The sequence below is a fragment of the Pseudomonas sp. AS2.8 genome (assembly GCF_014190935.1).
Lineage (GTDB): Bacteria > Pseudomonadota > Gammaproteobacteria > Pseudomonadales > Pseudomonadaceae > Chryseomonas.
Map to the genome: position 1 here is coordinate 844,900 of NZ_JACHVV010000002.1, position 15,423 is coordinate 860,322.

Genomic DNA, 15,423 nt, shown 5'->3' on the forward strand with positions numbered 1-15,423 from the left:
AAGGGCATAGCCCCGAAAAAGCGCGCGACTTTATATCACGCCTCGCCAGATACCACCAGTGGCGATTGCCGCATACCGGAGGTCCGGGGTACCGGCGGCAGCCACAGTGCAGGCGCCGGCTCTGATAGAATAGCGGATCGAAAGCTAACGCCCGGCGTGATACCTAGAGATTTCCGATGACCGTCATCCTCAAGACCCCTGAAGACATCGCCAAGATGCGCATCGCCGGCCAACTGGCCGCCGAAGTGCTCGAAATGCTGGACGAACACGTGCGTCCCGGCATCACCACCGAAGAACTGGATCGGCTGGCCCATGACTACATCGTCAACGTGCAGCAGGCCATCCCCGCCCCGCTGAACTACAAGGGCTATCCGAAATCCATCTGCACCTCGCTGAACCACGTGGTCTGCCACGGCATTCCCAATGACAAGCCGCTCAAGAGCGGCGACATCATGAACGTGGACATCACCGTCATCAAAGACGGCTACCACGGCGACACCAGCAAGATGTACCTGGTGGGCGACGTGCCCGAGTGGGCCGACCGGCTCTGCCAGGTCACCCAGGAATGCCTCTACAAGGGCATCGACCTAGTGCGCCCAGGCGCGCGCCTGGGCGATATCGGCGAGGTCATCCAGAAGCACGCCGAGAAGAACGGCTTCTCGGTGGTTCGCGAATACTGCGGCCACGGGATCGGCAAGGGCTTCCACGAGGAGCCGCAGGTGGTGCACTACGGCCGGGCCGGCACGGGCCTCGAGCTACAGGCCGGGATGATCTTCACCATCGAGCCGATGATCAACCAGGGCCGCTACGAGACCCGCCTGCTGGGCGATGGCTGGACCGCCATCACCAAGGACCGCAAGCTGTCCGCGCAGTGGGAACACACGGTGCTGGTCACCGAAGCGGGTTACGAGATCCTGACCCTGCGAAAGGACGAAACCTTTCCCCGCGTTTCTGCGTGAGTGAGCGCCCATGCCCCAGGTCGATTCGGAGTTGTTCGACGCCGGCCAGTTCCAGGCTGAGCTTTCTCTGAAAGCCAGCCCCCTCGCGGCCTTCAAGAAATTCATCCGGGCCGCGAACGCCACCCTCGATGCCCGCTTCATGGCGGGCCGCAGCGTGCGCCGGCTGGTCGAGGACCGCGCCTGGTTCATCGACCAGATGCTGATCGCCGCCTGGAATCGCTTCAGCTGGCCGGATGACGGCATCGCCCTGCTCGCGGTGGGCGGCTATGGTCGCGGCGAACTGCATCCGCATTCGGACATCGACTTGCTGATCCTGCTGGCCGAAGAGGAACAGGAACGCTTCCGCGAATCCATCGAGGGTTTCCTGACCCTGCTGTGGGACGTGGGCCTGGCCGTGGGGCAGAGCGTCAGATCCCTGCGCGAATGCACCACCGAGGCGCTGGCCGACCTGACGGTGATCACCAACCTGATGGAAAGCCGTACCCTCGCCGGCCCCGAGCACCTGCGTCAGGCGATGCTGGCGGCCACGAGTGTCGAGCACCTCTGGCCGGGACGCGCCTTCTATCTGGCCAAGCGTGCCGAGCAGAGTGCGCGGCACGCCAAGTACAACGACACCGAATACAACCTGGAACCCAACGTGAAGGGCTCGCCCGGCGGCTTGCGCGACATCCAGACGCTGCTGTGGATCGCCCGGCGGCAGTTCGGCACCCTCAACCTGCAGGCGCTGGTCGGCCAGGGCTTCCTGACCGAAAGCGAATGCAGCCTGCTGATCTCGGCGCAGGAATACCTGTGGAAGGTCCGTTATGCCCTGCACATGCTGGCCGGGCGCGCCGAGGATCGGCTGCTGTTCGACCACCAGCGGCGCATCGCCAGCCTGCTCGGCTACGAGGACAACGACGCCAAGCTGGCGGTAGAACGCTTCATGCAGAAGTACTACCGGGTGGTGATGGACGTCTCCCAGCTCAGCGATGTGGTCATGCAGCACTTCGAGGAAGTGAATCTGCGCGACGAGCAGGTGCCGGCCGCGGTGACTCCGCTCAACAACAGATTCCAGATCCGCAACGGTTACCTGGAGGTGGTGCACCCCCAGGTATTCCTGCGCACCCCCTTCGCGCTGATGGAGCTGTTCGTGCTGCTGGCACAGAATCCGGCGATCAAGGGGCCCAGTGCCGGTACTATCCGCCTGCTGCGCGACAGCCGTCACCTCATCGACGACGCCTTTCGCCAGGACATCCGCAACACCAGCCTGTTCATCGAACTGCTCAAGAGCGAATCCGGCATCCATCGCAACCTGCGCCGGATGAATCGCTACGGCCTGCTGGGGCTCTACCTGCCCGAGTTCGGCCAGATCGTCGGCCAGATGCAGCATGACCTCTTCCACATCTATACGGTGGACGCCCACACCCTCAATCTCATCAAGCACCTGCGCAAGATGAGCTACGACGTCCTGGCGGAGAAATATCCGTTGGCGACGCGGGTGATCCACAAGCTGCCCAAGCCGGAGCTGATCTACATCGCCGGTCTCTACCACGATATCGCCAAGGGCCGGGGTGGCGATCACTCGGAACTGGGCGCGGAAGACGTCGAAGCCTTCGGTCGCCGTCACCAATTGCCGGAGTGGGACACCCGCCTGGTCAGCTGGCTGGTGCGCAATCACCTGGTGATGTCCACCACCGCCCAGCGCAAGGATCTTTCCGACCCCCAGGTGATCCACGATTTCGCCCTGACGGTCGGTGATCACACCCACCTGGACTATCTGTACGTCCTCACCGTGGCCGACATCACCGCGACCAATCCGTCGCTGTGGAATTCCTGGCGCGCGACCCTGCTGCGCCAGCTCTACACCGAGACCAAGCGCGCCCTGCGTCGCGGCCTGGAGAATCCGGTCAATCGCGAAGAGCAGATCCGCAGCACCCAGCAATCGGCGCTGGACACCCTGATGCGTCGCGGTATCGATGCCGATGACGCCGAGCAGCTCTGGTCGCAGCTGGGCGACACCTATTTCCTGCGGCATACCGCACTGGACGTCGCCTGGCACACCGAGGCCATCCTCGGCCACGGCGATACCGCCGAGCCGCTGGTGCTGATCCGCGAGACCACCCAGCGCGATTCCGAAGGCGGCACCCAGATCTTCATCTATGCCGCGGACCAGCACGACTTCTTCGCGGTGACCGTGGCGGTGATGGACCAGCTCAACCTAAACATTCAGGACGCGCGCATCATCACCTCCAGCAGCCAGTTCACCCTGGACACCTACATCGTGCTGGATACCGATGGCGGCTCGATCGGCAACAATCCCGCGCGCATCGCCCAGATCCGTGCCGGCCTGATCGAGGCGCTCAAGCATCCCGAAGAATACCCAAGCATCATCAACCGCCGCGTGACCCGCCAGCTCAAGCATTTCGCCTTCTCGCCCCAGGTGAACATCTACACCGACACCACACGTTCGGCGAGCCTGATCGAACTGACGGCACCGGATCGACCCGGCCTGCTGGCGCGGGTGGGGCGGATCTTCCTCGACTTCGACCTGTCCGTGCTCAACGCCAAGATCGCCACCCTCGGCGAACGCGTGGAAGACGTCTTCTACGTTACCGACGCCGAGGGTCGTCCGCTGGCCGATCCCGGCCTGTGCAGCGCCCTGCAGCAGGCCCTGATCAAACAGCTGCGCGAGCCGGACAGCCAGACGCCGCCGCTCAGTCGCATCAGCATCTAGCTCCCTGATCTAACGCCTCGAACGAAGGACCACCCGACGATGAATCCCACCCTCGACCTGCTGCAGCCCTATCCGTTCGAGAAGCTCCGTGCCCTCCTCGCTGGCGTGACCCCGCCGGCGGCGCTCAAGCCGATCCCGTTGTCGATCGGCGAGCCCAAGCACCCGTCACCGGCCTTCGTCGCCGAGGCCCTGACCGCCAACCTGGATCAGCTGGCGGTCTACCCGACCACCCTCGGCATCGCCGAGTTGCGCGAGGCCATCGCCGCCTGGGCCGGCCAGCGCTTCGGCGTACCCGCGGGCTGGCTGGACCCGGCGCGTCACGTGCTGCCGGTGACCGGTACCCGGGAGGCGCTGTTCTCCTTTACCCAGGCGGTGGTGGATCGCAGCCAGGCGGGCCTGGTGCTGAGTCCCAACCCCTTCTATCAGATCTACGAAGGCGCGGCCCTGCTCGCCGGTGCCGAGCCCCACTACCTGCCGTGCCTGGCGGACAAGGGCTTCAATCCCGATTTCGACAGCGTGCCGGACGAGGTCTGGCAGCGCTGCCAGCTGCTGTTCCTGTGCTCGCCCGGCAATCCCACCGGTGCCCTGCTGCCGGTGGCGACGCTGAAAAAGCTCATCGCCCTGGCCGACCGGCACGACTTCGTGATCGCCGCCGACGAATGCTACAGCGAACTCTACTTCGACGAAGCCAGCCCGCCGCCTGGCCTGCTCACCGCCTGCGCCGAACTGGGCCGCAGCGACTTCGCCCGCTGCGTGGTCTTCCACAGCCTGTCCAAGCGCTCCAACCTGCCGGGCATGAGATCGGGTTTCGTCGCCGGCGATGCCGCCATTCTCAAGCGCTTCCTGCTCTATCGCACCTACCACGGTTGCGCCATGCCGGTGCAGGTGCAAAAGGCCAGCGCCGTGGCCTGGCGCGACGAGGCCCATGTCCGTGAGAACCGCGAGCTCTATCGGCAGAAGTTCGCCGCCGTGCTGGATATCCTGCAGGGCAGCCTGGAGGTGACGCTGCCGGATGGCGGTTTCTACCTCTGGGCCAGGACGCCGGGCGATGACGAAGCCTTCGCCCGCGACCTGTACGCCCGCGAACACGTGACCGTGGTACCGGGCTCCTACCTGTCGCGCGAAGTCGCGGGCGTCAATCCGGGCGCCGGACGCATCCGCATGGCGCTGGTCGCGCCTCTGGCCGAATGCGTGGAAGCAGCGGAGCGCATCCGCCGCTTCTGCCAGGGCTAGCGGTTGCCCTGATCGCGCATCAGCGCGGTCTCCTGGATGTCCAGCTCTCGCAGGAATTCAGTGACCACCAGGTCATCGATCACGCCGGCGATTCGAAGTCGATAGAGTTCTCGGCGCTGGGCGCGGATGGCGAGCAGGCGCAACTCGCCATCCAGGGTGTCCCTCAGTCGCGCCAGGGAGCGGGCATCCTCGCTGTCATCGGCGGAACTCAGTTCGTCACGGAATTCGGCGATGATGCCGGCCTTGATCTCGGCCTGCAGCGCCGCCCGCGCCGGCTCGTCGGCTTCGTTCGATTCCACGTCTTCCAGCGCCGTGATGGCGGCCCGGGCGGCGTTGATCCGCACCTCGCAACGCTCCCGCTCCAGCAGGTCGTTGGATTGCTCCGGCAAGCGCGCCAGCAGCAACGGGATACCGATGCTCGCCACCACCAGTGACAGCAGGATCACGCCCGCGGCGATGAATACCAGGATGTCCCTCAGGGGAAAGGGCGTGCCATCCGAGAGCAGCAGCGGCAGCGACAACACACCGGCCAGGGTCACGGCGCCGCGCACCCCGCTGAGGGAGGCGATGGCGGCGATCAGGCGGGGGTCGCCCGCGATGGTGATGGGCCCGCTGCCAGGCTGGGTCAGGTGCCAATAGCCGAGGATGACGCCGAAGCGAATGGCCATGATCACCAGATAGGCACCCAGCACATAGAGCGTCAGCCAGCCCGCGGCGGGCCAGAGCGCCTGGGAGGCTGGCAGCGCGGCCGCCAGGATGTCGGGCAGTTGCAGACCCAGGATCAGGAACACCAGGCCGTTGAAGGCGAATTCCACCAGCCCCCAGACGCTGTGATTGAGCAGGCGGGTAGCGGTCTGGCGGGGCAGCATGTCGACCCGGCTCTGCATCATCCCGGCGGCCACGGCAGACAGGATGCCGGAAACGCCCAGGCGCTCCGCCAGCACGTAGGCGGCGAAGGGCAGCAACAACATGAACACGACATGGGGCGCGGCGTCGCTCCAGCCGCGCTTCACTACCATCCAGGCGCGCGCCCGACCGACCAGCCAGCTCAGCACCCCGCCGACCAGCACGCCGCCCACCGCGACGATGACGAATTCCAGACTGGCCTGGCTCAGCGAAAAGGCGCCGGTCAAGGCGGCCGCCACGGCGAACTTGAAGGTCACCAGACCCGAGGCATCGTTGAGCAGGGCCTCGCCCTGGATCACGTGCAGCAGGGCGCTGGGCAGCCGGCCACGGACGATGCTGGAGACCGCCACGGCATCGGTGGGCGACAGCACCGCCGCCAGGGCGAAGGCCACCGCCCAGGGCAGGTGCAGCATCAGGTGCAGGAACCAGCCGGCGCCCAGCACCGTGAGGAATACCAGGCCGAAGGCCAGGACGAAGATCGGTCGGCGCAGGCGCCAGAACTCCCGCTTGGGCATGCGCCAGCCATCGGAGAACAGCAGCGCCGGGATGAACAGCAGCAGGAAGAGTTCCGGGTCCAGGGCGACATGCAGCCCCAGGGTGGGCCAGGCGAGCAAGGCGCCGACCACCACCTGGATCAGCGGCAGCGGGATGGGAATCAGATGGGCGCCGAGACGGGTGGCACCCACCATCAGCAGGAGGATCAGAGCGGTATAGAGAATCTGCACGGTGGTCTCGTGGTCAGGGCACCGGTCGCGGTACCAGATACAGGAGATGCATCCCGCGGGAGTGGGGACACGTCGACCTCGAGTTGTTGGGACTGATGTCCCCGGATTTGGTTTTACCCAAACTTTACCCGCGTCGATCTAGGCGACTCGCCGCCCTTGCGGTCTGATAGACATACCCGGTTTCATTTCCCCGGGCTGCAGGAGAATGATCATGCTACGTCGCATCACTCAAGTCGTGGTGCTTGCCGGTTGCCTCGCCATCGCCGGTCAGGCGTCCGCCCACGGTCGTGGCCCCGGTCCGGCCTTCCTTGGTGCCGTGGTGGGCGCCGTGGTCGGCGGAGCCATCGTCTCCCATTCCTACGCCCGCGAGCCGGTCTATGTCGAAGGGCCACCGCCGCCGCCCCCGCCGCGCGTGGTCTACTACGAACCGGCACCGGTCTACGAATACCGCGTGGTGGAGCCGCGCCCCGTGTATTACGGCCCGCCGCCCGGCGCCTACTACTACGGCCCGCCCCCGCGCTGGTAAGGGCCCATGAAAAAACCCGCCGAGAGGCGGGTTTTTTCATGGCTGAACGCCCTAGATCACCTGACGCCGACGCAGGACGTCGAGGATCTGCTGGACGCCCTCCTCCACCGACAGCTCCTCGGTGTCGATCACCAGATCGGCGTCTTCCGGGGCGTCGTAGGCGAAGGACAGGCCCGGGATGTTGTCACCACCGGCCGCATAGAGTCCCTGGGGATCGCGCTCGGCACAGGCCTTGGGCGACGCCTTGACATGCACGGTCAGCAGACGCTCGGCGCCGATCAGCGCCTGGGCCTGGGCCCGGCCCTCGGCATCCGGCGCAACGAAGGCGGCCAGGGCGATCAGGCCGGCCTCGTTGAACTGGCGGGCCACCTGGGCGGCGCGCAACCAGTTCTCGCGACGACCGGCGCGATCCTGCGGCAGACCCTTGTTCAGGTCGTGGCGCAGATTCTGGCCGTCCAGCACGAAGACCGCACGACCGGCATCGAACAGCCGGCGCTCCAGGGCATAGGCCAGAGTGGTCTTGCCGGCACCGGAGAGACCGGTGAAGAGCACCGTGGTGGGCTGCTGACCGAAACGGGCCGACCGCTCGCTGGTGGCGACGTGCAACTGATGCGCGCCCTGGCCGTGACCGGTAGCGTCCACCGGTTCGGCGATGATCATGCCGGCACCCACGGTGCCGTTGGTCAGGCGGTCGATGACGATGAAGGCGCCGGTGGTGCGGTTGACGCCATAGCCGTCCAGGGCGATGGCGGCATCCAGGGCCACCCTGACCCGGCCGATCTCGTTGAGCTTGAGTTCGCTGGCAGCGCCGTGCTCCAGGGTGTTGACGTCCACCGTGTGCACGATGCTCGGCAGCGAACCCGGCACATAGCTGGTGGCGCGCTTGATGTCGTACTTCTTGCCAGGGCGCATGGGCTCCTCGGCCATCCACACCAGCATGGCCTCGAAGCTGTCGGTCACCTGCGGCCGATTGTCGGCATGCACCAGGACATCGCCGCGGGAGATGTCGATCTCGTCTTCCATGGTAAGGGTCACCGCCTGGCCAGGACCCGCCTGCTCCAGCTCGCCTTCGTAGGTAACGATGGACTTGACCCGGCTGCCCTTGCCCGACGGCAGGACCACCACGGCATCGCCCTTGGTGACCACGCCCGAGGCCAGGGTCCCGGCGAAGCCACGGAAGTTGAGGTTGGGCCGGTTGACGTACTGCACCGGAAAGCGCAGGTCGTCCAGGTTGCGATCCGCGGCGATCTCGACGGTCTCGAGGATCTCCATCAGCGGCTTGCCGCTGTACCAGGGCGTCTGCTCGCTGCGGTTGACCACGTTGTCGCCCTTGAGCGCCGACATGGGCACGAAATGGATGTCCCTGGCGTTCAGGTCGATGCGCTGGGCGAAGGCCAGGTAGTCGTCCTTGATGCGCTCGAACACCGCCTCGTCGAAGCCCAGCAGGTCCATCTTGTTGATGGCGACCACGATGTGCTTGATGCCCAGCAGCGAGGCGATGTAGCTGTGCCGACGGGTCTGGGTCTGGATGCCGTAGCGGGCGTCGACCAGGATGATCGCCAGGTCGCAGGTGGAGGCCCCGGTGGCCATGTTGCGGGTGTACTGCTCATGGCCGGGGGTATCGGCGATGATGAATTTGCGCTTGGCGGTGGAGAAGTAGCGATAGGCCACATCGATGGTGATGCCCTGCTCGCGCTCGGCCTGCAGGCCGTCCACCAGCAGCGCCAGATCGACCTCTTCGCCGGTGGTCCCCACCTTCTTGGAATCACGGGTGATGGCTTCCAGGTGATCCTCGTAGATCATCTTGGAATCGTGCAGCAGCCGCCCGATCAGGGTGCTCTTGCCGTCGTCGACGTTGCCGCAGGTGAGAAAGCGCAGCAGCTCCTTGCGTTCGTGCTGCGCCAGGTAGGCCAGGATGTCCTGGCCGATCAGATCGGATTGGTGCGACATCTTAGAAATACCCCTGACGTTTCTTCTCTTCCATGGATCCGGCGCCATCGTGGTCGATGACCCGGCCCTGGCGTTCGGAGGTGCGGGTGAGCAGCATCTCCTGGATGATGTCCGTCAGCGTGGTCGCCTGAGACTCCACCGCACCGGTCAGGGGGTAGCAGCCAAGGGTACGGAAGCGCACCTGGCGCTTGTGGATGCGCGCCTTCTCCTCGGGCGAGAGGTGCTCGAGGATACGGTCGTCGTCGATCATGAGCAGGGTGCCGTTCTTCTCGATCACCTCGCGCTCGGCGGCGAAGTACAGCGGCACGATCGGGATGCCTTCGAGATAGATGTACTGCCAGATGTCCAGCTCGGTCCAGTTGGACAGCGGAAAGACACGGATCGACTCGCCCTTGTTGGTCTTGCCGTTGTAGATGTTCCACAGCTCGGGGCGCTGGTTCTTCGGGTCCCAGCGGTGCTTGCTGTCACGGAAGGAGTAGACGCGCTCCTTGGCCCGGGACTTCTCCTCGTCACGGCGGGCGCCGCCGAAGGCCGCGTCGAAGCCGTACTTGTCCAGCGCCTGCTTGAGGCCCTGGGTCTTCATGATGTCGGTATGCTTGGCGCTGCCATGGGTGAAGGGGTTGATGCCCTGGGCGACCCCTTCCGGATTCTTGTGCACCAGCAGATCGAGACCCATGTCGGCGACCATGCGATCGCGGAATTCGTACATGGCCTGGAATTTCCAGCCGGTGTCCACGTGGAGTACCGGGAACGGCAGCTTGCCGGGAAAGAAGGCCTTGCGGGCCAGGTGCAGCATCACGGCCGAGTCCTTGCCGATGGAATACAGCATGACCGGATTGTCGAACTCGGCGGCCACTTCACGGATGATGTGGATGCTTTCCGCCTCAAGCTGTTTGAGGTGCGTCTGTTTGTCGAGCATGGCTACTCACGATTGCAGAAAGGTGGCCTAGGAGATGTCCGTTGCGGCATCCAGTCGACTGGACACACCGGACGGAGCGGGCCGTGGACGAACCTCAACCTTACCATAGGCGCTGGTTATGGCCCGCCAGGCCATCTAGATCCAGAAGTTATATGCTTATGACGCTCAGGCGGGATTGTCGCAGTCGATGAAGCGATGCTCGATGCCCAGTTGCGCGGCCAGAAAGTCGCCCAGCGCCTGCACGCCATAGCGCTCGGTGGCATGGTGGCCGGCAGCGAAGAAACTCACCCCGTTCTCGCGAGCGCTGTGCACCGTCTGCTCGGATACCTCGCCGGTGAGATAGGCATCCACCCCCGCCGCAATGGCCTGATCGATGTAGCCCTGGGCGCCGCCGGTGCACCAGGCCAGGCGCCGGATCGACCGCCCGCCATCGACCACCAGTGGCTCGCGCTGCAGCACATGCGCCACCTGCCGACCAAAGTCCGCGGCGGATTGCGACCGCGGCAACTCGCCCTGCCAGATCAGTCCCTTGGCATCGCCCGGCAACGGCCGGATATCCTGCAGGCCCAGGCGACGACCCAACTGGACGTTGTTGCCCACCTCGGGATGAACGTCCAGCGGCAGGTGGTAGGCCAGCAGGCTGATGTCGTGGCCCAGCAGCGTCTTGATCCGCCGGTGCTTCATGCCGATGAGGCGGGCGTCCTCGTTCTTCCAGAAATAGCCATGGTGCACCAGGATGGCATCGGCCCCGGCCGCCACGGCGGCGTCCAGCAGCTGCTGGGAGGCGGTGACGCCACTGACCAGCAGGCGCACCTGCTCGCGGCCCTGGACCTGCAGGCCATTGGGGCAATAATCCTGGATACGGGCCGACTCCAGGTAGCGGTCGGCGGTCTCCACCAGTTGATCAAGGGACAGGGTCACGGACGGCTTACCTCCTCGCTGGCGGCGCCACAGCGTGTCTTCGGGTGGCGCCGCTCCTTATAATGCCCGCCAGCTTATCCGGCGCACCCCGGGTGGACAAATTCAAGGATGTGATCGATGTACAAGGCTTTGCGTTATCTCGGCTGGCCCGTGCTGTGCGGTCTGCTCGTTGCGGCCCTGATCATGCAGCGCTATCCGCAATGGCTCGGCCTGCCTGCCCAGCCGCCGCTGTTCGAGGCGGCCCAGGCGCCCGCGACTTCACGCCAGCAGGGACCGGTCTCCTATGCCGACGCGGCGAGTCGCGCCGCGCCGGCGGTGGTGTCGCTGCGTTCGACCAAGGCAGCCAAGCCGGGCAAGGCCGGCGACACGGCCAGTGACCGCAAGGGCGCGACCAAACCGGTGGAAGAACTCAGCCTGGGCTCGGCCGTGCTGATGAGCCATGACGGTTATCTGCTGACCAACAACCACGTGACCCTCGACGCCGAATCCATCGTGGTAGCGCTCGCCGACGGTCGCCAGACCCTGGCCAAGCTGATCGGCAACGATCCGGCCACCGACCTCGCCGTGCTCAAGATCGACCTGCCCAACCTGCCGGCCATCTCGGTGGGCGATTCGACCGCCATCCGCATCGGCGACGTGGTGCTGGCCATCGGCAATCCCTTCGGCGTCGGCCAGACCGTGACCATGGGCATCATCAGCGCCACCGGCCGCAACCAGCTGGGTCTCAATACCTACGAGGACTTCATCCAGACCGATGCGGCGATCAACCTGGGCAATTCGGGCGGGGCGCTGGTGGATGCCAACGGCAATCTGATCGGCATCAACACCGCCATCCTCTCCGGCGGCTCCCAGGGCATCGGCTTCGCCATCCCGATCAAGCTGGCCATGGAGGTCATGCGCTCGATCATCCAGCACGGCCAGGTCATCCGCGGCTGGCTGGGGGTTGCGGTGGAGGTGATCACACCAGAGCTGGTCAAGACCTATGGCCTCAAGGTCGACCAGGGCATCGTGGTGACGGATATCGATCCGGAAGGACCGGCGCACAAGGGCGGTCTGCGCGCGGGCGACGTGCTGGTCAAGCTGGCCGGCCAGCCGATCAGGGACGGCCGACTGGCGATGAACCAGATCGCCCGCAAGCAGCCTGGCGACAGCATCCCCATCGAGGTGCTGCGCCAGGACAAGACCGTGCAGGTCAAGGTTACCGTCGGGCTGCGCCCCCTGATGGAGAAGGCGCGCTAGCCGTGGGCGTCCCTCAGAGGGTATCGAGGGCCGCGATCAACGCCTGATTCTGCGCGGGCGTGCCGATGGTGATGCGCAGGAAGTCGGCGATGCGTTCGGGGCGGCTGAAGTGGCGCACGATGACGCCATGCTCGCGCAAGCCCGCGGCCAGCACCGCCCCACCCTTCTGCACATGCCGGGCGAAGATGAAGTTGGCGGCCGAGGGCAGGACCTCGAAACCGCGCTCCAGCAACTGGCCGACCAGCGCTTCGCGGCTTTCGACCACCTGCCGGCAGGTCTCGTCGAAGTAGGCGCGATCCTCGAAGGCAGCGGTCGCGCCGGCCAGGGCCAGGCGATCCAGCGGATAGGAGTTGAAGCTGTTCTTGATTCGCTCCAGGGCCTCCATCAGCGGCGCCTGACCCATGGCCAGGCCCACCCGCAGACCGGCCAGGGAACGGGACTTGGACAGCGTCTGGGTCACCACCAGATTGGCATGGCGCTCGATCAGGGCGACCGCGGACTCCGCCCCGAAGTCGACATAGGCTTCGTCCACCACCACTACCGAGGTCGGATTGCCGGCGACGATGCGCTCGATGGCATCCAGCGCCAGGGCGCTGCCGGTCGGCGCATTGGGGTTGGGGAAGATGATCCCGCCATTGGGCCGCAGGTAGTCCTCGGGGACGATCTGGAAATCCTCGTCCAGCGTCGGGGTCTCGAAGGCGATGTCGTAGAGGCCGCAATAGACCGGATAGAAGCTGTAGCTGATGTCCGGGAACAGCACTGTTCGGCCATGGCCGAACAGGCCCAGGAAGATGTGCGCCAGCACCTCGTCCGAGCCGTTGCCGACAAACACCTGGTCGCTCTGAATGCCGTAATACTGAGCGACGGCATCCTTCAGCGCCTGGCCGTTGGGGTCGGGATAGAGCCGCAGGTCGTCGGTGGCCGCGGCGCGGATGGCGTCCAGCGCCCGCGGCGACGGACCGTAGGGATTCTCGTTGGTGTTGAGCTTGACCAGGTTGGTCAGCCTGGGCTGCTCACCCGGCACATAGGGCACCAGGTTCTTGACGAAGGGACTCCAGAGTTCGCTCATGCCTGCTCCTCCTGAATACGGTATTCGGCGCTGCGGGCGTGGGCGGTCAGGGACTCGCCACGCGCCAGGACCGAGGCGACCCGGCCCAGCGCGGAAGCGCCAGTGGCCGAGCAGTGGATGATCGAGGAACGCTTCTGGAAGTCGTACACGCCCAGGGGCGAGGAGAAGCGTGCGGTACCCGAGGTCGGCAGCACATGGTTGGGACCGGCGCAGTAGTCGCCCAGGGCCTCGGCGGTGTAGCGACCCATGAAGATGGCGCCAGCGTGGCGGATCTTGGGCAGCCACTGCTCGGGCTCGGCGACGGACAGTTCCAGGTGTTCGGGGGCGATGCGGTTGGCCACCTCAATGGCCTGGGCCATGTCGGCGACCTGGATCAGGGCACCGCGACCTTCCAGGGAGGCGCGGATGATGTCGGCGCGCTCCATCTCCGGCAACAGACGAGCGATGCTGGCCGCCACGGCGTCGAGGAAGGCGGCGTCCGGACTGACCAGGATGGCCTGGGCATCTTCGTCGTGCTCGGCCTGGGAGAACAGGTCCATGGCGATCCAGTCGGGATCGGTCTGACCGTCGCAGACCACCAGGATCTCCGACGGGCCGGCGATCATGTCGATGCCGACCTTGCCGAACACGTGGCGCTTGGCGGTGGCGACATAGATGTTGCCGGGACCGACGATCTTGTCCACCGGCGGTACGCTTTCGGTGCCATAGGCCAGGGCGGCCACGGCCTGGGCACCACCGATGGTGAAGACGCGATCGACACCGGCCAGGGCCGCGGCGGCCAGCACCAGTTCGTTGACCTCGCCGCGGGGCGTCGGCACCACCATGACCACCTCGGGCACGCCGGCGACCTTGGCGGGAATGGCGTTCATCAACACCGAGGAGGGATAGGAGGCCTTGCCCCCCGGCACATAGAGACCGGCACGATCCAGCGGGGTGACCTGCTGACCGAGCACGGTGCCGTCGGCCTCCTGGTACTGCCAGGAATCCTGGCGCTGCTTTTCGTGATAACGACGGACGCGCTCGGCGGCGGCTTCCAGCGCGGTACGCTGCTCCGGCGTGATCCGGGTCAGGGCCTCTTCCAGGCGCGCACGCGGCAGGATGAGATCGCTCATCGAGGTCGTTTCGACACCGTCGAAGCGCCGGGTGTATTCCAGCAGCGCCTGATCGCCCTGATGACGGACGTCGGCGATGATCGCCAGGACCCGCTGGTTGATGTCGGCGTCGGACACCCCTTCCCAGCTCAGCAGATGATCCAGATGCTCGGCGAAATCCGGAGCGGCGGCGGCGAGTCGGCGGATGGCGAGCGGAGCGGTCATGGCGGATCCTCTTCAGGAGAGCGAAAGGGGCGCCCGAGAGTAACAGCCGGCTCCGTGTGGGCGCCCGACAATTTGGCTATGGCACGGATAGGCGAAGCTGGAGGGATGGAAGCGGTTCGGGCCGGCACTCAGCCACCGGCCAGAACGTAGAGCCTGTTCAAAGTCTCGCGAGCTAGAGACAAACAAGGCAAAAATGGCTGAGGAAGCGGACCGGGCTCGCGAACGAGTTTACGAGTGGTAAATGAGCATTCCGAAGCCATTTTTAACGCAGTTTGGCCGACGCGCAGCAGGCTTTGAACAGGTTCTCAGGCGCCGCGCGCCTCGACGGCGTGTCTCAGGGTCTCGATGAGCGCCTGGATACGGCCATGCTGCATCTTCATCGAGGCCTTGTTGACGATCAAGCGCGAGCTGATGTGGGCGATCAGCTCCTGGGGTTCGAGACCGTTGGCCTTGAGGGTATTGCCGGTGTCGACCACGTCGATGATTTTGTCGGCCAGCCCCACCAGCGGTGCCAGCTCCATGGAGCCGTACAGCTTGATGATGTCGACCTGGCGACCCTGCTCGGCATAGTAGCGCTTGGCGACGTTGACGAACTTGGTCGCCACCCGCAGCCGGCCACGCGGTGCCGGGGCGCCGACGGCACCCGCGGTCATCAGCTTGCAGCGGGCGATGCGCAGGTCCAGCGGCTCATAGAGGCCATCGCCGCCGTATTCCATCAGCACGTCCTTGCCGGCCACGCCCAGGTCCGCGGCGCCATGCTCCACATAGGTGGGTACGTCGGTGGCGCGGACGATGAGCAGGCGCACATCGTCCTGGGTGGTCGGGATGATGAGCTTGCGGCTCTTGTCCGGATTCTCGGTCGGGGCGATCCCCGCCGCCGCCAGCAGCGGCAGGGTGTCGTCGAGGATACGGCCCTTGGACAGGGCGATGGTCAGCATCGGAGGTCC

The 15,423-nt window shown here is 65.6% G+C and carries 12 protein-coding genes; 5 read left to right on the forward strand and 7 right to left on the reverse strand.

What is annotated here, in order from left to right; translation table 11 throughout:
• Positions 1–176: 176 nt before the first annotated feature.
• The 3 genes from map to dapC are packed head-to-tail and all read left to right on the forward strand — an operon-like array spanning position 177 to position 4,905.
• Positions 177–959, forward strand: coding sequence for a type I methionyl aminopeptidase (gene map, locus FHR73_RS10870; protein WP_183631069.1), 783 nt, complete (start codon positions 177–179; stop codon positions 957–959).
• Positions 960–969: 10 nt separating this feature from the next.
• The gene (locus tag FHR73_RS10875; protein ID WP_183631071.1) at positions 970–3,672 is read left to right on the forward strand and encodes a [protein-PII] uridylyltransferase; all 2,703 of its coding nucleotides are present in this window, start codon (positions 970–972) and stop codon (positions 3,670–3,672) included.
• A gap of 39 nt (positions 3,673–3,711) precedes the next feature.
• On the forward strand, positions 3,712–4,905 hold the full coding sequence (gene dapC / locus FHR73_RS10880; RefSeq protein ID WP_183631073.1) for a succinyldiaminopimelate transaminase: 1,194 nt from the start codon (positions 3,712–3,714) through the stop codon (positions 4,903–4,905).
• Here the strand turns inward: dapC and FHR73_RS10885 are convergent.
• The gene (locus tag FHR73_RS10885; protein WP_183631075.1) at positions 4,902–6,536 is read right to left on the reverse strand and encodes a Na+/H+ antiporter; all 1,635 of its coding nucleotides are present in this window, start codon (positions 6,534–6,536) and stop codon (positions 4,902–4,904) included. The two genes, dapC and FHR73_RS10885, sit on opposite strands and share 4 nt — an antisense overlap.
• Positions 6,537–6,747: 211 nt before the next feature.
• Here FHR73_RS10885 and FHR73_RS10890 point away from each other — a divergent pair, with 211 nt between their 5' ends.
• Positions 6,748–7,062, forward strand: a complete 315-nt coding sequence (locus tag FHR73_RS10890) for a hypothetical protein (protein WP_007159499.1) — start codon at positions 6,748–6,750, stop codon at positions 7,060–7,062.
• Between the two features lie 51 nt (positions 7,063–7,113).
• Here the strand turns inward: FHR73_RS10890 and cysN are convergent, their stop codons facing one another.
• The 3 genes from cysN to FHR73_RS10905 form a co-directional block, all read right to left on the reverse strand.
• Positions 7,114–9,012: a sulfate adenylyltransferase subunit CysN gene (gene cysN / locus FHR73_RS10895; RefSeq protein ID WP_183631077.1), complete on the reverse strand. Its 1,899-nt coding sequence runs from the start codon at positions 9,010–9,012 to the stop codon at positions 7,114–7,116.
• 1 nt (position 9,013) lies between these two features.
• Positions 9,014–9,931 (reverse strand): sulfate adenylyltransferase subunit CysD, encoded by a 918-nt coding sequence (gene cysD / locus FHR73_RS10900; RefSeq protein ID WP_007159501.1) that lies wholly within the window; start codon positions 9,929–9,931, stop codon positions 9,014–9,016.
• Positions 9,932–10,096: 165 nt separating this feature from the next.
• Complete coding sequence (locus tag FHR73_RS10905; RefSeq protein ID WP_183631079.1) at positions 10,097–10,852, reverse strand: Nif3-like dinuclear metal center hexameric protein; 756 nt, start codon at positions 10,850–10,852, stop codon at positions 10,097–10,099.
• A 117-nt stretch (positions 10,853–10,969) separates the two neighbouring features.
• Between FHR73_RS10905 and FHR73_RS10910 the strand changes: the two genes are divergently transcribed.
• On the forward strand, positions 10,970–12,091 hold the full coding sequence (locus tag FHR73_RS10910) for a S1C family serine protease (protein ID WP_183631080.1): 1,122 nt from the start codon (positions 10,970–10,972) through the stop codon (positions 12,089–12,091).
• A gap of 13 nt (positions 12,092–12,104) precedes the next feature.
• Here FHR73_RS10910 and hisC read toward each other — a convergent pair whose 3' ends face one another.
• The 3 genes from hisC to hisG form a co-directional block, all read right to left on the reverse strand.
• On the reverse strand, positions 12,105–13,160 hold the full coding sequence (gene hisC / locus FHR73_RS10915) for a histidinol-phosphate transaminase (RefSeq protein WP_183631081.1): 1,056 nt from the start codon (positions 13,158–13,160) through the stop codon (positions 12,105–12,107).
• Positions 13,157–14,476 (reverse strand): histidinol dehydrogenase, encoded by a 1,320-nt coding sequence (gene hisD / locus FHR73_RS10920; RefSeq protein ID WP_183631082.1) that lies wholly within the window; start codon positions 14,474–14,476, stop codon positions 13,157–13,159. The genes hisC and hisD overlap by 4 nt, the downstream gene beginning before the upstream one ends.
• Positions 14,477–14,781: 305 nt before the next feature.
• Positions 14,782–15,414: an ATP phosphoribosyltransferase gene (hisG, locus tag FHR73_RS10925; protein ID WP_007159506.1), complete on the reverse strand. Its 633-nt coding sequence runs from the start codon at positions 15,412–15,414 to the stop codon at positions 14,782–14,784.
• Positions 15,415–15,423: the final 9 nt, after the last annotated feature.